This is a genomic window from Ornithinibacillus xuwenensis, assembly GCF_039614845.1.
GTDB lineage: Bacteria > Bacillota > Bacilli > Bacillales > Amphibacillaceae > Ornithinibacillus > Ornithinibacillus xuwenensis.
The window spans coordinates 439180-463761 of the sequence record NZ_JBDIML010000002.1 but is presented as its reverse complement, the minus strand read 5'-3'; the positions used below and the strand labels follow the sequence as shown (position 1 = coordinate 463761).

The following is a 24582-nucleotide window of genomic DNA, read 5'->3' as shown; positions in this document are numbered from 1 at the left end:
CTCAGTTTTTGTATATTTGCCTATCTAACTATTTATGATTATTCCATTGTTTCTGCAGTGAAACGAGGTGCATATTGTGCAGCTAGTTTAATACATTCTTCCATGCTGACACTAGATGCGATGTTCTTACCAGCGATATCAAATGCAGTACCATGGTCAACAGATGTTCTTAAGAACGGCAAACCATTTGTAATAGAAATTGTTCTATGGAAATCTGTCATTTTAGCAGCAATATGTCCTTGATCATGATATAGAGATAATACTGCATCAAATTTTCCATTTAGTGCATGGTGGAATACTGAATCAGCAGGAACTGGTCCTAGCGCATCGATTCCATCCTCAATAGCGGCTTCAATACCAGGACGGATTTCTTCTACCTCTTCCATTCCAAATAGGCCACCTTCTCCACTATGCGGGTTTAAACCTGCTACTGCAATTTTGCGATCTTCTAGTCCTAGTCGTTGCATTGCTTTATCCACGCGATTTAAGTAGTCACGAACACGTTCTTTTGTCATTTGTGCAATAGCATCTTTTAATGATAAGTGACGAGTTAGGAAGAAAATACGCATGTTGCGAACTTCAAACATTGTTAGTGGATCTTTTGTATTTGTTAGTGATTCAAGCATCTCCGTGTGTCCAATATAAGGAACTCCTGCTGCTTTGAGCGATTCTTTATTAATTGGCGTTGTAGCTAAAGCTTTTACTTTACCATCTTTTGCTAGGTTTACAGATGTTTCAATATATTCAAATGCTGCTTTTCCACATTGCGCTTGAACAACACCATATTCTAATTCGTTTATATCAACGTTATTCAAATCAATTAAATCAACAGTTCCATACGCATATAATCCTTCTTCTGGTGAAGAAATAACATTTACTTTCAAATCTTTTTCTACTATTTCAATTGCTTTTGAAAATACAGCTGCATCCCCAACAACAAGCGGCATACACATGTCATATATTTCTTTATTTGCTAATGCTTTCGCTGTTATTTCAGGACCAATTCCTGCTGGATCACCCATTGGGATTGCAATTCTCTCTCTTACGTTTGTCATCTTGCTGCACTCCTTTTTGTTTTTAGATATTTTACACTTGCATAGATAGATTTTTTATCCCCTACCATACCGCCTTTTGTAACAATCGGTAAACCTGGGAAATGTCCTCCAATTAAGGTTCCATATGCTGCTAGTGGTAAAACCTCGTCTTCTAACTTTATGCCAGATGCCATACTTAAGGCGCATAGTGAAGCCGTAACATCCCCACCACTTGTGAAGCACCCCTGTATGGGGTAATCGGTTTGTTCAATGAGAAGTCTTGTAATTTTGGCAAGACCATCTGTTATACGCTTGGCAAGAGCATCTTGTGTTGTATTTTCACGAGCTGCAATTGTTTTAAAGTCAATAAGTCCATTACCCTCTTTATGGGTTGTAATAATGAGAACATCATCTTCCTTAATTCTTTCCAGTGCAACATTAATCGCCCGGTCTACCTCTTCTTCCCAGCTATCTTTCATTGTTGCTAGCTTTTCAGCCGAAACATAAACCGGTGTTGAGTTCGTCTTATCTTTCAGATAACGAAGCTGGTGACCAGATAAACTAGTGACACTTCCAACCGTAACAATTACTTTACTTTGTTCTGTTCGTTGGTGTGTAAATGCCTTGGAGTAAGCTGCTGTTAGCGGACCTGGATCCACCGGAACTAGGCTAATATTCTGGATAAGCGCCATCGCTTCTGCAATTTCTTCAATATCTTCATCCGTTACGGCATCCACAACAATGATTCGCTTACCTTGGTTAATTTGCTCCTCAATTGCTACTTTCATTTTTTTCATATCAGAAAGAACTTTGTCTAACCCGATATGCCCAACTTCAAATTTACTTTGTTCCTCTATAATGGAAGGAACATAGGATTTTGTGATTGGCATTACAGGATCCTTCGCAACATCAGTCTCTTGAACCGGTATTCCCTCTACTAATAAATAGCCACCAGAGCAAACCCTTCCGGAATCAGGGAATGATGCCACAACAATTGCAACGCTGGTTTCGCCAACTTCCTCTAAAACCGTATCAATTTCAAGTCCAATTTTCCCTCGTACAGTGCTATCAATTCGCTTACATATTACTTTAGCACCCCAGTCACGGAATTTGCGCGTTGCATTTTTCACTCTATTCACAACAATATGATCTGAGGCATAGCGTGAATCTGTATCAATACAAACCGCATTTAATTCTTCCATATCAGGAATGTTGTCATTAAATACAACGGTTGCGGAAGTGAATCCTTGCTTACTTAGTCGGACACCAGTTGCATTTGCACCTGTTAAATCGTCTGCAACAACTCCAACCTTCATGATGTGTCACCTCTTCCAATTACAATATTTCGATTATGTCTTGTAACGTATTCCTTGCTTTATCTGAGAGATTATCGTCTGTAATAAATCCAGTTAGGTCTTTTAAATCACAAACCTTCGAGAATGCTCGCTCATTGATTTTACTTGAATCTGCAATGAGCCAAGTGCTTTCTGCTGCTCTAATCATCAATTGCTTCACTAAGGATTTTTCAAATGCTGGTGACGTAATACCAGCCTCCATGTCAATAGCATGCGCTCCTAAGAAGAACAAATCAACATGAATTTGTTTTAAGAAGCTATGGGTTTGTGGCCCAAATAGAGCACCTACGTCGTTCTGTAATTCTCCCCCAGTAACAATTACTTTCAACTTACTATCAACTAGCTCTGCAGCAATTTTGATATCATTTGTAATAATCGTTAGATTGCTTTTTCCTTTAAGTAGTTTTGCAAGCTCTAAAGTCGTTGTACCCGAGTCTAATAGAATGGTTTGACCCTCTTGAACTAAGGATAGTGCTTTATTTGCTATAAATCTCTTTTGCTCAATGTAGCGACTTTCCTTTGTTAAGAAAGGGGTTTCAGTAATAAGCGGCTTTGCTCCAACAGCACCACCATGTATACGTATCACATGACCTTCTTCTTCTAATTGATCAAGGTCTCTACGAATCGTCATTGGTGATACATCTAATTCAGTTGCCAGTTGGTCAATTTCGACCTTACCCTCTACCTGAATCTTCTCTAAAACCCAATTTCTCCGTTCTGATGGTTGCATAACATCAGTCCCTTTTACATGTTAATTTCAAACATATTTTGTTATTTACAATGTTTATTATGTTACTTTATCACAAAAATGTCAATAATAAATGTTAACTTTTTTCAAATAATGTTCATTTTTAACAAAACAATCCGTGTTTTACCCTTTAAACTATCCATTAGGATGCCAAAGAAAAAAGACCTCATACATGATAAGGTCTTTTCTGTGCCAATTATTCAGCTATTACACCACATGCAATACGATCTCCTGCATCACCAGAAGGTTGCGATTTATAGTCGTCAGCTTTAGAGTGAATCATTAGAGCTGTACCATTTTCTCCTAAAAGTGAATTTTCTTTTCCAGTTTCTAATGTCACCATTTCTGCGAGGACAGTAGTTGAAACTGTCCCATCCTCTTTTACTTCTATATTTGGTAGATCTCCTGCGTGTGGCCCTTCTGGGTGATTAAAACCATGCTTTGCATTTGTTGGATTAAAATGACTACCGGCTGATTCAAATGTAGGTGTTTCGCATAAGCCCTTTTCATGAATGTGAAAGCCATGGGTCCCCGGAGGAAGATCTGTTGCTTCTAAAGAAACCTCAACTCCACCTGATTTTTGTACAAGTTTAGCTTCGCCTATTTTTTCTCCATCTGTATCAGTCATGGTTACTAATAAGGATTCAGTTGATTCCCTTAGCATACCATTTGTTTCCACACTAGGGTTTTCTTCGCCATTACGTTTCTCACTTTCATCCTCACTATCAGCCGCTCCGCATGCACTTAAGAAGAACGTAATTAGCATTACTGCCATTAACCACTTTTTTTTCATATCTATTCCCTCCATTACTAGATGTAATCAATTTCATTGTTTACATGAAAGGGAAAGGATAAACATGGGGAATCATATAAGTGGTTTTCATAAAGAACTGGTCTCAGGTATGACTGAGACCAGTTCGATTGTTATTGCTTTCGTTATGCAACTGCCATTTTTTTCGTATGTTTTCCTTTTGGAGTATGGTTTTTAAGAAATGGCATAACCCATCTATCCAAGCCATATCTACCAGCATTGAATCCTGCAACGATAAGGAAGACTGTTAGTAATACCATTTGGGCATTGGTGCTCACTGTTCCACTAAACAAGAATGCGAAGTTCATTGTAACACCCATTAATGCTGCAAAATTGGTGAATATACCTAATATTAGCGCGATACCAACTAATATTTCTCCCCACATTACCATGAAGCTAAATAGATTTGCGTTTGGTAGAGCAACTGCTTCTAAGAATGCTGCCCACCAGCCTTGAACTGCTGGATGTTCTCCACCTGCACTAGCAATAGCACCTTGGATAAATCCACTTGCATCAAAACCACCACCTGTTAATTTACCAATCCCTGCTGTAACCCATGCATACCCAATATAAATACGAATTATCGCTAAGATACCTGCTGCAACTTTATTATGACGAATGAAGTCCATCATGGAAATCCATCTCCTTAATTTATGTTTTTTTAGTTTGTTCATCATTTCACAATATATTGTAAATGTATTTCTTATTACACTTAGATAATAACATGTGATTTAATAATCGTAAATAGTTTTTGTTCATTATTTCACAAATAGATTTAGTTTGTGGCGGAATTGTGAATACCTGCTTAAGCGATTCTTGTTATCCTCTCTTCACATCTCAAATAATGCATTAGTTTTACGCATAACACCTACCTTTAATGAACCCTTCCAAATTTATCCTTGACATGTTTTTCCATAAAACATATACTGTGTATATTGACATATACAGTATAACACTATATAAGGAGGGCTATTATGAAAAGGGGGAATGAAGCTGTTCGATTGGCAGCTTATGAGATAAGAAGATCTTACGTAACAATGATCATGACTTATTTGGTTGCTGCTATCTTTTTAGCAAACCTAATAATCCACTTTTCATCATACATGGAGAATGGTACGACACTTTATGATTTCCTATTTATTACTTTATTTGCTATCCAACCACTAGTGCCAAAGGCAAAAGGGTTTGAGATAGAGGTTTTGCAGGAAGGCTTTATGGCAGCTCCAATTGTTATGATGCAAAAACAACTTCCTATTCACCATGAGACGATTATCAAAAGTAGATTGTTTGTACATTTTTTCTATTCCTTCCCGATTCATTTGATCTTGCTAATTGCCCTATACCTAGCTACTTCATTACACGATATACTTTCAATTGGATCCTTTGTAGCCTTATGCACGATTTGGCTAAGCTATTCCATCTGTTGCGGCTTGATTATTCCTAGGATAAGTATTGGAATAAAGGGTTTTATCGCAACCAATTATGGAATCACAATTATTGTAATTATGTTAGCTCCGGTTTTATTGATGGGTTTAACGTTTGTACATGTGTTTTTTGATAACGGAATTGTATATTGGTCTTTCGTCTTAGCTGAACAGTGGCCAGTCTTATCAATTGTTCTATCCATTTTCATTGGAGCAATCGGCTATTTTTTCTGGATAAGAAAAATGCGTAAAGCCATACTTATACATCATGCTTAAGGGGGGATGGACATGCAGGTTTTCAAACAAGCTATTTGGCTTGCGAAATTCGAGCTGAAATTGTCCTGGGTTAGTTTTATTTTTCTATTCTTGTATTATTCATTGTTTACGTTACTTTTTGTACAAGGGTTTAATGTGACGGAGGAGCAATTTGTCGGCCTAGATATTTTTTTCTTACTACTATTTTTATTTAGCCCTACTTGGTTTCGACCAAAAGCTTTTCAATATCAACAAATAAGTGGGAGTTTATGGGCAGCTCCTGGGGCCATGATGGGATTATATCTTCCACTAAAGAAACAGGTAATCGTTCTGAAATCACTGATCGTGTATATGCTTTTATCCATACCATTTCAGTTATATACGTTTATCACGTTATATGTATTTAGTCCTGGCTTGCAGAAAGCAATGACATTAGATGCTTACATTGCGTTTGCTATTATTTGGATAGCTTTTGGTATCTATGTGGGATTTATGGCACCTGCCATCGACATTGGTACGAGGATCACATCTACCAGGCTTACGTTTCTACTATCAATACTTGTTCTTGCGATTATTATTCTACTCATTTTATTCTTTCCTTACTTTTTCAAGCATGGTGTTGTTGGGTGGACAATAATTTTGGCAACAAAGTGGCCCTTGCTTTCCATCATTGTCTCCATTGTCGTAGCAGTTATAGGGTTTAATTACTGGAGATCAAAAATGGCTAAAGTAATGAAGCAAATGGATTATCTCTAAGAAAGGAGTGTAGGCTTTGGAACTTCCAATCCGGCTTTCCAAGGATTCTAGGGAGCCAATTTATCATCAAATCGTGAATCAGTTAAAAGCACTGATTGCGGGTGGACATTTAGCGGCAGGAACTCCTCTACCATCCATACGATCGTTATCAAAGGACCTTGAAATAAGTATTATTACTACAAGAAGAGCCTATCAAGATTTAGAAGTTCAAGGCTTCATTAAAACACTTCAAGGTAAAGGAACATTTGTAGCCGAAATTGCTGAAGGATTGAAACAAGAAGTAAAAGTGTCTTCTGTCTATAAGATTATGGAAAATGCAATCGAAACCGCCATCAATTACGATTACAGTCTTGCTCAAGTCGAATCCATATTTCATGAAATCTTGAACAGACATAAGAAGGAGAAAGGAGATAGTTAATATGTGGCCACTACTTGATATTTCACAATTAGAGAAAAACATAGATGACTTTCATCTTGGACCAATAAATCTAACGATTAACAGTGGTACCATCACTGCATTAGTCGGAAACAACGGCTCTGGGAAAAGTACATTACTAAAGTTGATTATGAATCTTGCACAGCCTAAAATGGGTAATATAAAAATAAATAATACCTTTGTCCATGGTGATAATGAGAATTGGAAACAGCTCGTTGCCTACCAACCGCAAACAGTAATTGGTTGGAATCATTTTACCGGTAACATGCTGAAGAAGCTCATTTCACCCTTATATCCAAATTGGGATGATGTTTTATTCAATAGAATGGTAGCGTTATTTGATATTCCTCTTCATAAAAAATATGGTAAGCTATCACAGGGCGTGCAGCAAAAGCTAACATTAGCACTTACAATACCTAGGAATGCGCCTTTATTATTATTGGATGAGCCAACAGCTTTTATGGATATACCTTCTAAGAACCTACTAATCGACATATTAGTAGATTGGATGGAGCCAGGAGACAGATCCATCTTAATTGCCAGCCATCAAATTGACGATATTAAGAAACTTTCCGATTATATATACGTACTACATAATGGGAATGAAATTGGTCATTTTGAAAAAGAGGATTTAACTGAGCAATATGCACGCTATTGGTTAAGTGATGACCTACCGAAGGATTACATTAACGGTGAGGTTTGGCGTGAGAGGAATGTTCTAATTTCAGATAAACCAGAGGATACGGAAATCTATTTAAATGAAAATAACGTGAATTGGACCAATCGTAATTCTCTGGAAATGGAAGAAATTATTACCCTTTTATTACGTAGCAATAAAAAATAAACAATTATAGGAGGATTCATCCAAATGGAAGTTATGCTAACGGTTGAAGGACTAGAGAAATCCTTCAAAGACAAACAAGCTTTAAAAGGAATTTCATTTGAAGTTCGGAAAGGTGAAATTATGGCTATCCTGGGTCCAAATGGTGCAGGTAAGTCCACGACGATTCGAAACATTATGGGAATCATGTATCCAGACAATGGTTCGATTACATTCCACAACCATCAGGGAAATGAAATTCCTAGAAATAAAATCGGGTATTTACCTGAAGAACGAGGATTATACAAAAACGTAAAAGTAATGGATATTTTACTATATTTAGCAGACTTAAAGGATTATCCATTAGATAAAGCAAAAGAGCGCATTCTCATGTATTTAAAAAAGTTTGATTTAGAAGGAAAAGAAAAAGTAGCAATCGATGAGCTATCGAAGGGGATGGGACAGAAGGTACAATTTATTGGCTCTATCCTACATGAGCCTGAGCTATTAATCTTAGATGAGCCTTTCTCTGGCCTAGACCCTGTTAGTCAGGAATTATTTAAGGATGAGATTCGTAGTTTAGCAGATAAAGGAACAGCAATTCTGCTATCCTCGCACCAAATGAATCTTGTTGAAGAAATGTGTGACCGATTATTTATGATTCAAAACGGCCAGAAGGTAATCTACGGAACGATGAATGATGTCAAAACAAAGTATGCGAATTTCAAATGTACAATTCACGGAAGAAATAGCCTAGCTGTCTTGGAAAACATCCCGCAAGTTCAACGAGTGGAGCAAAAAGATGACACTTCGATTCTTTTTTTAGACAAAGACGTAGAGCCTAATTCTTGGCTAAAAACATTACCTGAAACCGTTCAAATTCATGAATTAAAGATAAATCGTATCTCATTACATGAAATCTTCATTGATATTGCAACAAACAAGAATTTAATTCAGGAAGCAGGTGATTTACATGCGTAATTCCATGAAAGTAGCAAAATGGGAAATAAGACGAAATCTCAAGAACAAGTCCTTTGTTATCGGGCTATTCCTTACCCCGATTTTAATTCTAGGATTTTCATTATTAGGTACGTTATTCGACGATTCAGAAGAACCAACCGAAACAACTGTCTTTGTAAATGATGAAATAGGTGTTTATGACTCCTTACAGGAAACGGTTGATCAATTTGACCTGAATTGGATATTACATCAAACGGATTTAGCTGAAAACGAGATAGATGCTGAATTGGAAAATGGGGAGAATGCTGCTTACATTTTTATTAACAATCAAGCATTTGAGAATGGTACCATTCCGGTCTATACGACAGATGAAATTGATTCTGATTTCAGCGCAAATGTGCAGCTGTTAGCTGGACCTTTGCAACAATTTAGAATTTCTCAATTGGATCTTACCGAGGAAGAAATAGCAGTTATCTCTGGTGATGTCGTATTTGATGAGACATCTGCCGAGGATTATCATGCAGGGGAAGAAGAATCTGTTGTAACAGAAAATCCAATGGAAAAACTAGTACCTGGTCTTTTTGCAGGCGTTATCTTATTCGCAATCGTTGTTACTGGTATGATGATTTTCCAAAGTGCCTCCCAAGAAAAGAAAGATAAAATTGCTGAAATTATTTTATCATCCGTAACACCAGGGGAGTTAATGCAAGGTAAAATTATCGGCTATTTTGTTCTTGGTATCATTCAAGTAGCGGTGCTTCTTGCGTTTGTTGTACCATTTGCCGTAACAAAAATAGATGAACCTGTACTAGAGTATCTATTTGTTCCAGAAACATTATTATTAGTATTAATTGCTGTTCTTGGTTACTTATTATTTGCATCTATCTTTGTAGGTATTGGTGCTACACTCGCAGATATGAGCACCAGTGGTAATTTCCAAGGAATGGTTATGATGCTTCCGTTCCTATCCTTTATTTTAATCAGCCCAGTTCTTAATGATCCAAATGGAATAATTGCCAAAGTTGGATCTTATATTCCATTTACTTCGCCAGGGGTACTTATCATGCGCTTAACAACCCTTGAGGAATGGCCATGGATAGAGATCATTATTGCACTTGTCGTATTAATAATTAGCATCTTCTTATTTATGAAGCTAGCAGGAAAAATCTTTAAAGTAGGTATATTAATGTATGGGAAAAACGCCACTCCAGGTGAAATTTGGAAGTGGATTCGCTCCTAATTAAAAGGGCTCTTTAGGAAATGATTTGGTATCGCATCACAGAAATTAGAGTTAATAATCTAACTTCTGGGGGGCGGTACCTTTCCTATATCTTTACTCATCCGAAATGTTTGACCTAAAACTGCTCGAAAACGCTTTGGTCTTGAAAAATCCTCGTTCATCTATATCCCCTACGACTTCAGCTATCATTTCATATCGTATTTGTTTCATCATTATTCGGATAATTTACGAAAAGAATATTCCCAGCACCTGCAAAATGATTACTCCTGTAAAAGAAGCCTATGCTCGCTTGCATAATGTAGAAGTTCAAAGTTTTCTTCTTCAATAGCCATCATTATAGCCTTTGCTTCATTCCAGGCTACATCATACAGATTTCTATCGATATCACCCGACAAAAGCGCATCTTCTAGTTCATCCTCATCTAGAAGAATGATTTCCCCTGTAGGCAACACGACAACATCTAAATATAAATCATCTAGGAATGGAACACCATTTTCCACACCATTTTGATAGCAAATATCAATATACCACTGAACTACTTTCCCCTTATCATCAAATATTGTTGTAATAGCAAAATGCTTTTTATCCGGCAATTGTTGAAGCCATGAATAGTGATGATTTAATATACATACTGAGATATTTCCATAATTTATTGTTAATGTATCGGATACATCTCCTACTTGATTCAGCACAGTAGTAGCCAGACGTGTAATCTCTCTTGCATTATTATACAGCATATTCTGCAATTCCCTGCACATTCTATAATCAAGACCTTTCACTGCCGTTCTAATTCCTCCTAGCTATTATAGTCCTATCACTATCTGAAACCCTAATCTTATACCACTTCGACAAGTACATACATTATCCTGCCACAATACGATATCAATAAATTTCGTTTAAAAAGTTGTATTTAAGGAAAATCTTATCAATGGGATAACTTTTATGTAAGGAGTATCTTATGACTTATTTTTATCGATTCACGTTAATCATTACCTTCCTCTTTTGCTTTCACATTGCTACAGTAACTGTACAAGCGAAGAATAACCAAACCTATGAAGTCAATACTGACTTATTAAACATGCGCTACTCGCCTTCTACTTCTAGTGATATTGCTGGCAAACTAAAGAAAGGCAATAAAGTAACGATATTCCAGGAAAGGTCTGGTTGGGTTCAAACTTACTATAATGGAAAAGAGGTTTGGGTTGCTTCAGAATACCTAAGTCCTGTGGATGAAACGGAAGTTTTTTTTCCAGAAGGATTACTATCTGGCTACACCATCGTAATTGACCCGGGGCACGGCGGAAAAGATCCAGGAGCAATTGGTCATAATGGTGTAATGGAGAAGGATCTCATCTTAGCAACCTCTAAAAGAATTGCAGCGCAATTACAAGAAGCTGGGGCAAATGTGATCTTAACCAGAACCGATGACTACTTTGTTTCTTTAAATGAACGGGTTCATATTAGTAACTCACACGAAGCAGATGCTTTTATCAGCATACACTTCAATGCATTTGACGCAAACTATGTCGGTGGTATTAATACCTATTACCATAAGAGTGGCTATAAACTTGCACATATTATACAGCATTCACTCTCAGAGGAGGTCGCCTTAAAAAACAGAGGCGTCATTCAGCACGATTACCGAGTTCTAAGGGATAATGAACAAGTTGCGATCTTAGTTGAATTAGGATTTATAACCAATACAACGGAGCTTAGCACACTTAAGACGGATGATTATCAGTCAAAAGTGGCCCGCGCCATTACAATTGGATTAATTGAATATTTTTGGGATTCTTAATTACAAAAGGGGCTGGGACAAAAGTATTTTTAGCAAGGAAAAAACGAACGATTATAGCTAGTGCATTTATCCCGATCCGGAAATATACTTCGCTTTCACTTCCAGTACAGGGGCGACAACTGTTCGTGAGCAACCTCACAGTGTCTACCTTGCCGCGGGCGGCTGGTGAGCCTCCTCGCGCTGACGCACTGCGGGGTCTCACCGATGCCTTTCCTCCCGCAGGAGTCTACGTATATTTCCGGATCTAGTTTAGTTTATCGTTCGGCTTTTCAGAATTCCCTTTTAGTTCTGTCCTAGCCTCTTTAAGCTATTCATATGTTTTCTTGGTATAAATCAATCCTAAGATATCATTAAACTGAAGCATCTCTACTGGAAGACCTTTGTTTCGTAACCACGTTACTAAAATCGATTTATCTCCGTAATATTCATCCTCAATCGCAGCTACGGCTATTTCATTTCCACTCTTTTTCAAGTCCCGCATGACACGCTCCCGATGAGCTTGATTTTCAAACATTAAGTCAGCAATACAGAGCTGGCCGCCTGGTTTTAATACACGAAGCATTTCTTCAAAGGCATGTAATTTTTCTTGATCGGTTAAATGATGTAATGCATAGCTTGAAACAATTGCATCAACAGAGCCATCCAGTAGCGGTAATGCTAAGAAATGTCCTTTTCGTGTTTCAATAGACGGATGCTTCTCCTGACATTTTGTTAGCATTTTTTCCGATTGATCAACACCAATTACTTTCACACCAGTTTGCAGGAATCTCGAACCTAAGTTACCTGTTCCAATACCAATATCCACACACACTTCTTCCGGTTGTAGTTGAACCATTTTTTCAACCATAACTAAGGCTTCATCATAGCCTTCATGAACATTAAAACGAAACCCTCCTTTTTTAATGTTTTCATCATAATCCGTAGCCTGCCCATCAAAATCCCAACGATCACGCCATTTACGACGTACTTCTTTTATGCTTTTCAAATGATTAGCAAGCTGATGTAACACCTCTTGTGAATGTAAATTTGGTTCTACTTGTTCAACCATTTGATCAATCGTTAAAATCATATCTCGCATTTCTATCCATTGCTCATAGAGAGCAGAGCGTTGGATATCTAAGTACTGTTTTATGCTCATGCTTTGTTTTTCTAATAACACTTTAATCTCTTTTACTGGAACCCCGATTTCACGCAACGCTAAAATCGTACTGACTCGATACAAATCACTCTCTGAGAAATAACGATATTGATTCGCGTCATCCTTCGAGGGTGCTATTAATCCTTTTTCTTCATAAAATCGTAGCGTTTTTGGCGTTGTATTTAAAAGCTTTGCAGCTTCTTTTATTTGCATTTCAACTACTCCTCTCTGTTGATTACTATAAACGTTACCCTAAGGGGAAAGTAAAGAACAAAAAATATTTTATTTTAACTTCGTTTGTTATAATATTAGCGAATCTTACGAAGAGAGGTAATCAAAATGAATGAAAACATACTTACTATCGCGGAGAATATTCAACAGGATTACGGATTAAATGACTATGTATTAAAGCGAAATACGATATATTCCGAAACAACATTAGCAAATCAAACAAGCTATATACTCTCTTTAGAATGGGTACCTTCCAGTCTTGTTGTAGAAGACGCTGATGATTATAATCCATCTGGCTCTGCTATTTTGGAGATTGATTTACATACTCAAGGCCTAAAGCGAATTAACTTTGTTCAGGATACGTCCTATGCCAATGAGGAAGTTTTTCCTTCACCTCAAATCGAGAATGTAATCGAATGGGTAGAAGAGAAAACTGGCATGATGTTTGGAAGACAGTTTAAACTTGTCCATGAAGATGGTAGAGACTTTAGCTTCCACGCAACGGTTGATAATATTGATGTCGCACCTTCTGGGAGCATTGATGTTACATTTAATGAAAACGAACAGCTCACAAGCTTTTCAATCGATGGCGTCTTTCCAACAGAAGACCAAATAAATTGGGAACCTCTTTCCATTACAAAAGAGGCTATAACAGACGAGCTTTTGAAGCATTTCACATTAGTTGAAACTCCTTACGAACATGAGGAAGCTTGGTTAAACCTTTGGCATATGAAACAATTTTACGTCTTAAACGATCTGTCCAGAACCATCTATCCAGAATCTGTTTTTCAGCTAGATACCTTTATCGATCTAGATGTCGTAATGGAATGGGAAACAGCCCAGAAAAAAGAATTCTATCCAGAAGAAGTCGATTTCTCTACTGATATTTCATATGAAGATGCAATTGCCAAGAAAACCGTAAAGTCACCTATTACAGATGAGGAATTGCAAACATCTATCGATGAAACAAGAAGCTTTTTAAGCTGTGTTTATACAGACGATTCCGGCAGGTGGCTTTTAACAGGAATGTATCCTGAAAAAGGGTTTATCATTGCCGAACTAACGAGCATTCAAGACAGTAAAAGAGCGCTTCAACGTAAAGTAAAGGTTATCATCAATCGAAATACTTATCGTGTGGCTAATTATTGGGACAGTAAAATCATACTTGATCGGTTTATGCGTTTTAAGGAAGCACAAGCTATTGACGTTAATCAAGAAACAGCCTTTAACATGATAAAGGATGCGATTACCATTACACCTGTCTATGTAAAGGAATCGAATTCTGACCGTTATCTATTATGTGGGAGAGTAGATTGTGATGACGTAATTGATGCTTCATCCGGTAATAAAATTCACCTTAACGACCTCTAGTTTAATTCCATAATTTACATGCCGTCGAAGGTGCTAAGTAGGTATAAAACATTTTGATAATACGACAATAATAACAGGTAAGGGCACTCACCCAGTGTTAAGGAAAAACATTGACATAAAAATTATTTAATGATTAAATAAACATGTAATTTCAAAGGGGAGTAGCTTTAACAGTTATGTCGTCAATTCAGAGTATCTTGAATACTCTCGGCCTAACTGGCAACTTACGGTGTTGTTAGCAAGACCTTTGCCGATATGGTAAAGGTCTATTCTTTTTTAGAGAGGCCTTTACCATGTTAAGTGGTGAAAGCCTCTATTTTTTCAGAACGGAAGGGAGAAAACGAAGTGGAATCAATATGGCTAGAATACGGTTGGACTTTATTAATATTAATAGGATTAGAAGGTATTTTATCTGCTGACAACGCACTTGTCTTAGCAGTAATCGCGAAGCATCTACCAGATGACGAGAAGAAACGAGCGATTAATTATGGGATTATTGGAGCATTTGTTTTCCGCTTTGCAGCTCTTTTTGCAATATCCTTTATCGCAAATGTGTGGCAGGTTCAAGCAATTGGTGCAGCTTATCTAATTTATTTAGGATTAAAGCATGTTATCCAAGATCATTTTGGGTCGCCTAAGGGTGATAAAGATGAACTAGAAGAAGAGGCAGCTGGAAAAGGATTCTGGCCAACCGTAGCCAAAATCGGACTAGCAGACCTCGCCTTTGCGATTGACTCTATTCTTGCAGCAGTTGCACTTGCAATTGTCTTGCCAGAAACCGGACTAGGTCACTTTGGTGGAATGGACGCTGGACAATTTATTATCGTTGTTTTAGCTGGTATTGCAGGATTAATTTTAATCAAGTTTGCTGCTAGTTGGTTTGTACAATTACTCGATAAAAGACCAGGTCTTGAAACAACTGCTTATCTTATTGTAGCTTGGGTAGGTGTCAAGCTTGCAGTTATTACGTTAAGCCACGATAAAGTAGGGGTTTTAGATCATCACTTCCCACATAGCACCTTGTGGACAATCATCTTCTGGGGAGTCCTACTTGCTATTGCAGTGATTGGTTGGTTTGCATCAGGTAAATCAGGCTCGAAGGATGAAGAAACCACTCGTGAAGGTTCTTCATCGTAATAACAAACAAAAAGGAGGTAGCCACCATGTGCTACCTCCTTTTTTGTTTGTTTACAAATCATCAAATCCATTTAAATCACTTGTTTTCGTGTACTGTCGTGATTTTTGCTCAAAGAAATCGGTTTTCGTCCCATCAAAATTATCCACATAAGCTCGTATCCATTTCATTGGATTTTCCGTATGATCCGGATATATTTCACTTAAACCAAGCATACGCAGCATTTTATTCGCTCTATATTTAATATATCCTTGCATCTCTTCTAAATCGATTCCGTCTACATCCTTTAGAACATAAGCGGACCATTCTGATTCGAGATCAACACTTAATCGAAATTCATGGTATACCCAATCGATAAATGCTTCCGTATTATATTCAGGATATTCCGCCAATGTTGCTCGAAATAGCTCCGATATAAATCTTCCATGCTCAAGCTCATCACGATTAATATAGCTGATCATTGTCGAGGTTCCAACCATTTTATGATCCCGAGCAAGGTTGTAAAAGAAGGCAAAGCCTGAATAGAAGAACAATCCTTCTAATAAAGAAGTGTATACTAGCGTCTTTAGAATATTTCCTACACTTGGATCCTCTACAAATTGATTATAACCCGCAATCAGTCTCTCATTCCGCTTTAGTAGAACCGAATCCTTTCTACCAAGCTGAAATGCTTCATCTTGTTCCTTTAGCGAAACAACGGATGAAAGTACATAGGAGTAGCTTTCATTATGAACAGCCTCCTGCTGAGCGATGACCGCCATAATGGATTGTACAGAAGGATCGGTTGCATAAAGAGAAAGCAGTAATGCTGTTCTTGTTTGGGGCGCATCCAGTGTCGATAGTAAACCAATAATCTTCAAATACGCATCTTGTTCCGCTTCCGTCAGCATCGGAAATTGTTTTACATCAGATGACATATTAATCTCATCTGCTTGCCAATAATTACCTACTAACCGTTTGTACATTTTATACCAGTGTGGATACTTAATATCATTCCAGTTCAATATTCCACTAGACTCTCCACCAAATACCTTAGAGGTTTGATTAGGAAAACGAGGTTCCATCGTTTTAGCCTTTTTAAGCAATGTGTCTTGCATGTTGTAAAACTCCTTTTAACCAATTATCAATTACATATTCTTGCGAGCCTCTTGGGGATTGTTCAATTTTTAAGCCGCCCCATTTACTTTCATAGAACGTTACGAGTTTATCGACTGCCTTGCAAAACAAATCGTCTCCACCAAATTGTGTATCACCGGTTCCAAATACCGCGACATTATCAGGCTTGTAGCCGATTTCCAACACAAAATCCTTCACCTCATCAGGTGTGCTACCATTCTCCCATGTAAATGTACCAAGAAACAGCACATCATATTGTGATGGATGAATCGGTTGGTCAATTCCAATCCGGTGCATATCGACTTGTATTCCTCTTGCATAGAGCTTTTGTTGAATGAGTTCTGCTGTTTCTTCCGTATTTCCGCTATAGGACACATATGCAATTGCTGTTCTCAACTTGCACACCACTCACATTCTTCTACTTCATTAGAGGTCGATCGAACATAATAGGTAGTCTTTAAACCCTCTTTCCAAGCTTGAAGGTGTAAATCTAACAGAACTGTAGCACGAATAGTATTTGGCACATAGATATTAAAAGAGATACTTTGGTCAATATGCTTCTGTCTAGCAGCGTTTTGTTTCACAGACCATCGTTGATCTAGGATATAGGCTGAACGACGATAAATATCATATGTTTGATGATCGATATCTGGTGCTGTAGTTGGTATCTTGAAGTCCTTCTTTTCCTCATGATAGAAAGGTTTAAATATCGGATCAATACTTGCGGTAGATCCAGCAATCATAGCAGTTGTAGAATTCGGCGCAACAGCCATCAAATAGCCATTACGAATACCATATTCCATCACATCCTGCTTTAATGCGTTCCATTTTTCATCAGAATAGCCTTTGTCATCAAAGTATGCACCTGTACTCCACTTACTTCCCGAGAATACGGAATAGCTTCCTTTCTCTTTACTTAATTCCATACTACTCTTAATAGTTAAATAAGCGATTTTTTCATATAACTCATCTGCGTACTGAACTGCTTCAGCCGACTCCCAGTATAAGTGTTTCTTTGCTAAAAGATGATGCCATCCAAACGTACCTAGACCGATTGCTCGATATTTCTGGTTTGTTAACTGCGTTTGAATAATTGGTAGCGTATTAATGTCAATGACATTATCAAGCATCCGTACCTGCACCTTTATTAAGCGTTCTAATATGTCATCTGGTACTGCCTTCCCTAGATTTATGGAGCTTAAATTACAAACAACATAATCACCAGTTTTATATTTTTTAATGACATAGCCATCCTCATCTGTAAATTCCTCTAAAAATTCAGTTGGCGATTGGTTTTGTGTAATCTCTGTACATAAATTGGAGCAGTAGATCATGCCATTGTGTTGGTTACTATTTTGTCTATTTACTTCATCCCGATAAAACATAAATGGCGTTCCTGATTCGAGTTGCGACTTCATGATTCGCTTCATGATATTAATCGCAGGCACTCGTTTTCTGGACAATTCTTCACAGTTAATACATTCCTCATACTTTGTTCGCCAAGTACCGCTTCCTTTTTGTTCATCATAAAAGTCTTCCAGTGAATAGCCCATGACCTCACGAACTTCATGTGGATCAAATAGATACCAGTCACCACGCGCCTCTACCTGCTCCATAAAGAAGTCTGGTAGACAGACACCAATAAAAATATCATGGGCGCGCATCCGGTCGTCTCCATTATTCAATCTCAAGTCCAGAAATGATTCAATGTCCATATGCCACGCATCTAAATAGACAGCAATAGCACCTTTTCGAGTTCCAAGCTGGTCAACACTTACGGCAGTATTATTTAACTGTTTAATCCAGGGAACAACACCACTTGACATTCCTTTAAAGCCTTTAATGGAACTACCTCTGGCACGTATTTTGCCCATGTATACGCCAATTCCACCACCGTTTTTAGATAGCTTTGCAATATCCGTATTGCTGTCATAAATAGATTGTAAGCTATCATCAACCGTATCAATAAAACAGCTTGATAACTGTCCATGTGTTTTTCCAGCGTTCGCTAATGTTGGTGTTGCAACTGTCATATATAGATTACTTAATGCCCAATACGCTTCTAAGACTAAATCCAAACGTTTTTCCGGATTTTCATCCTGCATCACATGCATGGCAATAATCATCCATCGTTCTTGTGGTAATTCATATGTATCCTTTTTATGATTGGTTGCTAGATATCGGTTTGCAAGCGTATATAAACCTAAATAAGTAAATAATAAATCCTTATCCGGATCAATGTTCTGCGCTAAGTAATCAATCTCTGATTTACTGTACTTTTCAAGCAGCTTTGATGTATAAATTCCTTCCTTCGTAAGAAAATCAATAAGTGCATAAAAATCCCCATATGGTTGGTTTACATCATGTTGACGATTGTTAGCTGCTTGATAATATAATGATTGTAACAGCAATCGACTCGCTACAAAGGTATAATCTGGTTTTGCTTCATCTATATTCTCTAATGCCTTTTTAACAAATAAATCAATTATTCTATCAACCGTTAAGTCCTCTTTCTCTCTTAACAATTCTATCGATTTCTCCATAAATTCATTAGACTCAATAGAGAGCCCTTGAAAGGCAAATCGAATCAGTTGTTCTCCCATCTCTTCTTTATTTACAGTAGCTGTTACCATCTCAAATACCTCCTTATGTAATGACAAGCAAAAAAACCGCTCACCCACGGGATGAACGGTTCATAAAAAACGACAGAAATTATCCTATTATGTATAACCCCATCGTCTCATATTCTTTCACCCCGAAGAAAATGAAACTGTGAGCTTTGGCAGGTCTCCTGGCTTGTGCTTCTCCCTACTAAAGTCCTTCCCATATCAAGATAGAAATAATGATACAGTGGAATTCTCGTTCGTCGACACATACAGTTGCGGGGACAGCTCCAGATTCTAACTGGATTCCCTATTCAGACATTAACATGTCACCATTGCTCACAACACTATATATAGTATTAAGTTTTAACACGAACACAATATATTGTATATAAATCCTATCATAGATTAATAGACTTTGCAACCATTGTTTTTTTATTCGTAAATAGAAATTCTATTATGTAAAATGGTACTAATAATTGTGAGGTGTATAACGAATGGACGAAATTATTAATTGGATTCAAGCATCTACCTATACGATCATCTTTACAGGAGCTGGCATGTCAACAGAAAGTGGTCTTCCAGATTTTCGTTCAAAAAATAGAGGGTTATGGGCAAAATTTAATCCAGATGAGCTAGCGAATGTTCACGCTCTAAACCATAATTTTGAAGAATTTACGAACTTTTATCAATATCGATTAAGAGAAATAGATAGTTATAAACCTCACCCTGGACATTTAATACTTGGAAGGTGGGAACAGAGCAGGACGATACATGGGGTTATTACACAAAATGTGGATGGCTTTCATCACGATGCCGGAAATAATAACGTCATGGAACTTCATGGTACATTTCGAAAATTTTATTGCAATGTTTGTAAAAAAGAGCAGGACCGAGAACGATACTTGAATGGGAGTAACTATTGTCATCATTGTGGGGGACCTGTTCGCCCGGGGATTGTTCTATTTGGCGAAATGCTACCTGAAGCCACATTTAACCAAGCAGAATTAGAAACATTTAAGGCAGAGCTGTTTATCGTACTTGGCTCTTCCCTAACAGTTTCTCCTGCTAACATGTTTCCAATGGTTGCAAAGGAGCATGGTGCCCGACTGGTCATTGTAAACCGCGAGGCGACTCCATTAGATCGTTTTGCCGATTCTATCATACAACATAAGAGCATTAAGGAATTCCTAATAGAAATCGATCAACAATTAAAATGAGACAGAAACATAATCTGTTCCTGTCTCCCGTAATTACCCTAATACTGCACGATCACTTTCAAATTGCTCTCCTCGAATTCGTTGAAATTCCTTGAGTAAATCTTCAATTGCAAGGCCCTGCTTCTTACTTTCATCGATATCCAAGATGATCTGTCCTTTATCCATCATAATTAACCTTGTTCCTAAATCCAGTGCCTGCTGCATATTATGCGTTACCATTAAAGTTGTTAAGCCATGTTCTGCTACTACTTCTTTGGTGAGCTTCGTAATTAACGCAGCCCTTGATGGGTCTAATGCTGCCGTATGCTCATCCAGGAGCAATATATTTGGCCTTGTAAATGTTGCCATCAGTAAGGATAATGCTTGTCGTTCTCCACCTGATAACAGGCCGACTTTTGCATTTAACCGATCCTCTAAACCTAAGTTGAGAGAACCCAAGTGGTCTCGGAATTCGACTTTACGTTGCTTCGTTACACCACGCGTTAATGTTCTTTTCCTTGTTCTAGAGTAGGCCATTGCGAGGTTTTCCTCAATTGTCATCGATGGTGCTGTACCTGCCATTGGATCTTGAAAGACACGTCCAACATAGGCAGATCGTTTATATTCAGGGAGATTGGTTACCGTCTTACCCCCTATCTGAACATCACCAACATCAGGTACCAGATTTCCCGAAATAATATTCATAAGCGTAGACTTTCCAGCTCCATTACTTCCGATTACAGTGACGAATTCCCCTTCTTTTAATTCTAAATTAATTCCTTGTAAGGCCTTCTTTTCATCTGGTGTATCTTCATTAAAGGTTAAGGAAACATCCTTGATGGTTAACATATTAGGCCCCCTTCCCTAGCCCGCCAAGTGTGGCACGCTTAGCGATTCGTCTTTTTTTCTCTTTTCGTGCTTGCACTATTTTCGGTGCAACCAGTGCAATTACTACTATAAATGCCGTAATTAACTTCATGTCACCAGCCTCCAAGAAATCAACTCGAAGCGCTAATGTTACCACGATGCGATATACAATAGCTCCACCAATTACTGCAATTGTTGCTATCGCAATTGTCTTTTTACCAAATAAGGCTTCTCCAATTATGACAGAGGCAAGACCGATTACTATCATCCCGATACCCATTTGCACATCGGCAAAACCATTAATTTGCGCAATTAAAGCACCACTGAGTGCAACCAAAGCATTGGATAGACCAACACCTAAAATAATCAAGCTATCTGTGTTAGCGGATAAGCTCCGAATCATTCGCTTGTTATCTCCGGTCGCTCGAAGCGCTAATCCAACTTCTGTTTTCAAGAAATAATCTGTCAAAAATTTAATAATCAACGTGACAATCAACATAAAAAATAAAATGACCCATGTCGCTGGAGCACGCTCTGCACCTAATGTTGTAAAAATCCCATTAAAGAAATCATCAATCCCAGCTGGCCATAGCCCTCTTAATTGTGAGAAAAGTGTTGAATCACTGTCTATTGGCACAGTCGGCTGGCCCATTATTCTTAGATTAATCGAATATAATGCAATCATCATTAGTATTCCGGATAACAAAGCATTTACCTTTCCTTTTGTATGCAGTAACCCGGTTATACTACCCGCAATGAATCCTGCAATAACTGCAAAAAGTGTAGCTATTAACGGGGATACACCGTGTGAAATTGATATTGCTGCGACACCTGCTCCTGTAACAAAGCTTCCATCTACCGTTAAATCGGGGAAATCCAATATTCGGAAGGTCAAATAAACCCCTAAAGCCATAATTGCGTATATTATTCCTGACTCAACAGCTCCAAATAAAGAAAAAAGCACTGTTTTTTACCTCCTTTTCCACACATAAAGGTGCAGAATATTACCAAGTTAGAATAGAGAAGCAGGCAATAGCCTGCTTCCTGAAAAGACTTATAGGGTGTTCATTTTCTACTCTTTTGCTGTTTCTACAAATTGAGCACTTTCATCCCACTCAGCGTTCCATTCAACGCCTTGTTCTTCTGCTGCTTCTTTATTTATAAACAGTTGAATTTCTGGTGGATATTCTACTGGAATGTCTTTTGTTGTTTTCTCTCCAGTTAGAATTTCTACAGCCATTTCTCCCGAGCGATACCCAATTGTGTAGTAATCAATACCAAATGTGATAAAGCCACCCTTGGCTAATGAATCTGGTTCTCCTACAACTAGTGGGATATCCTGTTCGTTTGCCACACCAACGACACTGTCTAGAGCTGAGACTACTGTGTTATCTGTCACAATATAGAATAGGTCTACTTCACTCACTAATGTGTTAGCTGCCTGTAACACCTCAGATGAGTTCGCAACCGTACGTTCCTCAAAGCTTAAGGTGGTACCTTCTCCAGCTGCTAGCACATTTTCAATTTGTGTTACAGAGTTTGATTCACCAGCATTATATATTAATCCAACTGTTGAATCTGGGAAATACGTATCTATGAATTTTACCGTTTCTTGAATTGCTTCAGGATGTAGATCCACAACTCCTGTGATATTCTCACCTGGCTGATCCATTGATTCTACTATTTCAGATGCCACAGCATCCGTAACAGAGGTAAAAACGATCGGAATATCCCTTGCATCCTTTGTTGCATCAAGCGCCGATAATGCAGCAGGTGTTGAATTTGCAAAAATCAAATCAACATTATCCGCTACAAATCCATCGGAAATCGGCTTCAAATTGTTTTGATCACCTTGAGCACTTTGGTAATCATACTCAACATCAAGTCCCGCTTCCTCTAAAGCAGCTTGAAATCCTTCATAAGCTCTGTCTAATGATGGATGCTCCACGATTTGAGATGCACCGATTTTATAGGTTGCATCGTCCCCACCAGCATCTTCTGTTCCACATGCAGCTAATACGACTACACTAATAATGACTAGAATGAGTAATTGAAGCCCTCTTTTCACTACGTACTCCCCCTTATTTTTCATAAGAATTTTAATCCACTTACTTTAAATAGTCCTTTTACAGATAACAAATATCGAAGTGACCTATTATCCGTCGAAATATATTTGAAAAATTATAACATACTGATATATTGAGTCAAGTATATTTTTTGACAATTCTTACTTTTTGGAAACGCTTACCTAGTAATTCCTTACTAGTAATCATCTATTAGAAAATATTTAATTTTTACGCTAGAATGTTAACACCTTTTGAATAGCCTTTAAAATCCGTTCTGGTGTAGGTAAATAGTGATTTTCGAGACTGAAGAATGGAACCGGCACATCAAAACCAGTTACCCGCTCGATTGGTGCTTTTAAATACAGAAATGACGTATCATTAATAAGCGATACAATGTCATTTCCTAGTCCTCCAGTTTTAGGTGCCTCATGAATCACAACAGCTCGACCTGTTTTTTGAACGGATTCAGCTATAATCGCTTGATCAATCGGATATAAGGTACGAAGGTCAATCACTTCACAGCTACTTCCGTTATTGTTTGCTTGGTTTGCTACTTTTTCAACAAGTGGAACCATTGCACCCCATGTAATTAAGGTCACGTCATTTCCTTCCACACGTTTTTTACCCTTCCCAATTTCAACTGTATACGATTTAACTGGAACTTCCTCTCGTGATGAACGATAATTGTGCATTGGCTCCATAAATAGCACGGGATCTGGATCTGCTACTGCCGCAATCAGTAATCCCTTTGCATCATATGGCGTTGCGGGACAAACCACTTTGATACCCGGCATATGCGTAAATAATGCTTCCACACTGTCCGAGTGAACTTCAGGGGCTCTTACGCCAGCACCGAATGGTGCACGGATAACCATGGGGACCGTGTAACGCCCCATCGTGCGCATTCGAATTCGTGAAACATGCGTCATAATCTGATCATATGCAGGATAGATGAAGCCCATAAACTGAATTTCCGCGATTGGTTTAAACCCATTTACTGCTAATCCGACTGAGGTCCCGATAATGCCCGATTCTGATAAAGGTGTGTCAATTACTCGGTCCTCACCGAACTTTGCAACAAGACCATCCGTCGCCCGGAATACACCTCCATTTTTTCCAACATCCTCCCCTAATATTAATGTCGTTTCATCCTGCTCAAGCACTGTTTTCATCGCATCATTTATTGCCTGAATCATCGTTAATGAATGTGTCGTATTAT

24 protein-coding genes and 1 riboswitch are annotated in these 24582 nt (G+C 38.0%); of the genes, 10 read left to right on the top strand and 14 right to left on the bottom strand.

Annotation, left to right across the window (positions count from 1 at the left end):
• Positions 1-38 precede the first annotated feature (38 nt).
• The 5 genes from pdxA to ABC228_RS08160 all read right to left on the bottom strand — a co-directional run bounded on the left by pdxA (position 39) and on the right by ABC228_RS08160 (position 4580).
• Positions 39-1055, bottom strand: coding sequence for a 4-hydroxythreonine-4-phosphate dehydrogenase PdxA (gene pdxA / locus ABC228_RS08180; RefSeq protein WP_345824623.1), 1017 nt, complete (start codon positions 1053-1055; stop codon positions 39-41).
• The gene (locus tag ABC228_RS08175; RefSeq protein ID WP_345824622.1) at positions 1052-2350 is read right to left on the bottom strand and encodes a four-carbon acid sugar kinase family protein; all 1299 of its coding nucleotides are present in this window, start codon (positions 2348-2350) and stop codon (positions 1052-1054) included. The genes pdxA and ABC228_RS08175 overlap by 4 nt, the downstream gene beginning before the upstream one ends.
• 19 nt (positions 2351-2369) lie before the next feature.
• Positions 2370-3119, bottom strand: coding sequence for a DeoR/GlpR family DNA-binding transcription regulator (locus ABC228_RS08170; protein ID WP_345824621.1), 750 nt, complete (start codon positions 3117-3119; stop codon positions 2370-2372).
• A gap of 214 nt (positions 3120-3333) precedes the next feature.
• Entirely contained in the window at positions 3334-3930 is a 597-nt protein-coding gene (locus ABC228_RS08165; protein WP_345824620.1) for a superoxide dismutase family protein, read from the bottom strand.
• A gap of 143 nt (positions 3931-4073) precedes the next feature.
• Entirely contained in the window at positions 4074-4580 is a 507-nt protein-coding gene (locus tag ABC228_RS08160) for a DoxX family protein (RefSeq protein ID WP_345824619.1), read from the bottom strand.
• Between the two features lie 342 nt (positions 4581-4922).
• On the opposite strand from ABC228_RS08160, the gene ABC228_RS08155 reads away from it, so the two are divergent.
• Genes ABC228_RS08155 through ABC228_RS08130 form a run of 6 tightly spaced genes read left to right on the top strand, consistent with a single transcriptional unit; the run spans position 4923 to position 9839 of the window.
• Complete coding sequence (locus ABC228_RS08155) at positions 4923-5648, top strand: hypothetical protein (RefSeq protein WP_345824618.1); 726 nt, start codon at positions 4923-4925, stop codon at positions 5646-5648.
• 12 nt (positions 5649-5660) lie between these two features.
• A complete protein-coding gene (locus ABC228_RS08150) occupies positions 5661-6383 on the top strand; it encodes a hypothetical protein (RefSeq protein ID WP_345824617.1) in 723 nt (240 codons plus the stop codon).
• A gap of 16 nt (positions 6384-6399) precedes the next feature.
• Positions 6400-6801 carry a GntR family transcriptional regulator gene (locus tag ABC228_RS08145; protein ID WP_345824616.1) on the top strand — a complete coding sequence of 134 codons (402 nt, stop codon included), beginning with the start codon at positions 6400-6402 and terminating at the stop codon, positions 6799-6801.
• A gap of 1 nt (position 6802) precedes the next feature.
• Complete coding sequence (locus tag ABC228_RS08140; protein ID WP_345824614.1) at positions 6803-7663, top strand: ATP-binding cassette domain-containing protein; 861 nt, start codon at positions 6803-6805, stop codon at positions 7661-7663.
• 24 nt (positions 7664-7687) lie between these two features.
• Positions 7688-8620 carry an ABC transporter ATP-binding protein gene (locus tag ABC228_RS08135; RefSeq protein ID WP_345824613.1) on the top strand — a complete coding sequence of 311 codons (933 nt, stop codon included), beginning with the start codon at positions 7688-7690 and terminating at the stop codon, positions 8618-8620.
• Positions 8613-9839, top strand: a complete 1227-nt coding sequence (locus ABC228_RS08130) for an ABC transporter permease (protein ID WP_345824612.1) — start codon at positions 8613-8615, stop codon at positions 9837-9839. The genes ABC228_RS08135 and ABC228_RS08130 overlap by 8 nt, the downstream gene beginning before the upstream one ends.
• A gap of 260 nt (positions 9840-10099) precedes the next feature.
• On the opposite strand, the gene ABC228_RS08125 is transcribed toward ABC228_RS08130, so the two are convergent.
• Positions 10100-10576 carry a ribonuclease FAU-1 family protein gene (locus tag ABC228_RS08125; protein WP_345824611.1) on the bottom strand — a complete coding sequence of 159 codons (477 nt, stop codon included), beginning with the start codon at positions 10574-10576 and terminating at the stop codon, positions 10100-10102.
• A gap of 221 nt (positions 10577-10797) precedes the next feature.
• On the opposite strand from ABC228_RS08125, the gene ABC228_RS08120 reads away from it, so the two are divergent.
• Positions 10798-11637, top strand: a complete 840-nt coding sequence (locus ABC228_RS08120; RefSeq protein ID WP_345824610.1) for an N-acetylmuramoyl-L-alanine amidase family protein — start codon at positions 10798-10800, stop codon at positions 11635-11637.
• Positions 11638-11944: 307 nt separating this feature from the next.
• On the opposite strand, the gene ABC228_RS08115 is transcribed toward ABC228_RS08120, so the two are convergent.
• Entirely contained in the window at positions 11945-12988 is a 1044-nt protein-coding gene (locus ABC228_RS08115; protein ID WP_345824609.1) for a MerR family transcriptional regulator, read from the bottom strand.
• 126 nt (positions 12989-13114) lie between these two features.
• On the opposite strand from ABC228_RS08115, the gene ABC228_RS08110 reads away from it, so the two are divergent.
• Both ABC228_RS08110 and ABC228_RS08105 read left to right on the top strand, forming a co-directional pair.
• Positions 13115-14377 carry a hypothetical protein gene (locus tag ABC228_RS08110; protein ID WP_345824608.1) on the top strand — a complete coding sequence of 421 codons (1263 nt, stop codon included), beginning with the start codon at positions 13115-13117 and terminating at the stop codon, positions 14375-14377.
• A 345-nt stretch (positions 14378-14722) separates the two neighbouring features.
• Complete coding sequence (locus ABC228_RS08105) at positions 14723-15514, top strand: TerC family protein (RefSeq protein ID WP_345824607.1); 792 nt, start codon at positions 14723-14725, stop codon at positions 15512-15514.
• Between the two features lie 51 nt (positions 15515-15565).
• Here ABC228_RS08105 and ABC228_RS08100 read toward each other — a convergent pair whose 3' ends face one another.
• From ABC228_RS08100 to ABC228_RS08090, 3 genes are read right to left on the bottom strand one after another with little or no spacing between them, the layout of a single operon-like run.
• Positions 15566-16609, bottom strand: coding sequence for a ribonucleotide-diphosphate reductase subunit beta (locus tag ABC228_RS08100; protein WP_345824606.1), 1044 nt, complete (start codon positions 16607-16609; stop codon positions 15566-15568).
• A complete protein-coding gene (locus ABC228_RS08095) occupies positions 16590-17024 on the bottom strand; it encodes a flavodoxin (protein WP_345824604.1) in 435 nt (144 codons plus the stop codon). Before ABC228_RS08095 ends, ABC228_RS08100 begins: the two co-directional genes overlap by 20 nt.
• A complete protein-coding gene (locus tag ABC228_RS08090; protein ID WP_345824603.1) occupies positions 17021-19261 on the bottom strand; it encodes a ribonucleoside-diphosphate reductase subunit alpha in 2241 nt (746 codons plus the stop codon). The genes ABC228_RS08095 and ABC228_RS08090 overlap by 4 nt, the downstream gene beginning before the upstream one ends.
• Before the next feature lie 131 nt (positions 19262-19392).
• Positions 19393-19583, bottom strand: a riboswitch (cobalamin riboswitch).
• Between the two features lie 145 nt (positions 19584-19728).
• On the opposite strand from ABC228_RS08090, the gene ABC228_RS08085 reads away from it, so the two are divergent.
• Complete coding sequence (locus ABC228_RS08085; RefSeq protein WP_345824602.1) at positions 19729-20451, top strand: NAD-dependent deacylase; 723 nt, start codon at positions 19729-19731, stop codon at positions 20449-20451.
• A gap of 33 nt (positions 20452-20484) precedes the next feature.
• On the opposite strand, the gene ABC228_RS08080 is transcribed toward ABC228_RS08085, so the two are convergent.
• The 4 genes from ABC228_RS08080 to ABC228_RS08065 form a co-directional block, all read right to left on the bottom strand.
• Positions 20485-21279, bottom strand: coding sequence for an ABC transporter ATP-binding protein (locus ABC228_RS08080; RefSeq protein ID WP_345824601.1), 795 nt, complete (start codon positions 21277-21279; stop codon positions 20485-20487).
• Between the two features lies 1 nt (position 21280).
• Positions 21281-22261 carry an ABC transporter permease gene (locus tag ABC228_RS08075; protein ID WP_345824600.1) on the bottom strand — a complete coding sequence of 327 codons (981 nt, stop codon included), beginning with the start codon at positions 22259-22261 and terminating at the stop codon, positions 21281-21283.
• Between the two features lie 108 nt (positions 22262-22369).
• Complete coding sequence (locus tag ABC228_RS08070) at positions 22370-23365, bottom strand: ABC transporter substrate-binding protein (protein WP_345824599.1); 996 nt, start codon at positions 23363-23365, stop codon at positions 22370-22372.
• A 231-nt stretch (positions 23366-23596) separates the two neighbouring features.
• The gene (locus ABC228_RS08065; protein ID WP_345824849.1) at positions 23597-24559 is read right to left on the bottom strand and encodes an alpha-ketoacid dehydrogenase subunit beta; all 963 of its coding nucleotides are present in this window, start codon (positions 24557-24559) and stop codon (positions 23597-23599) included.
• Between the last annotated feature and the right edge of the window lie 23 nt (positions 24560-24582).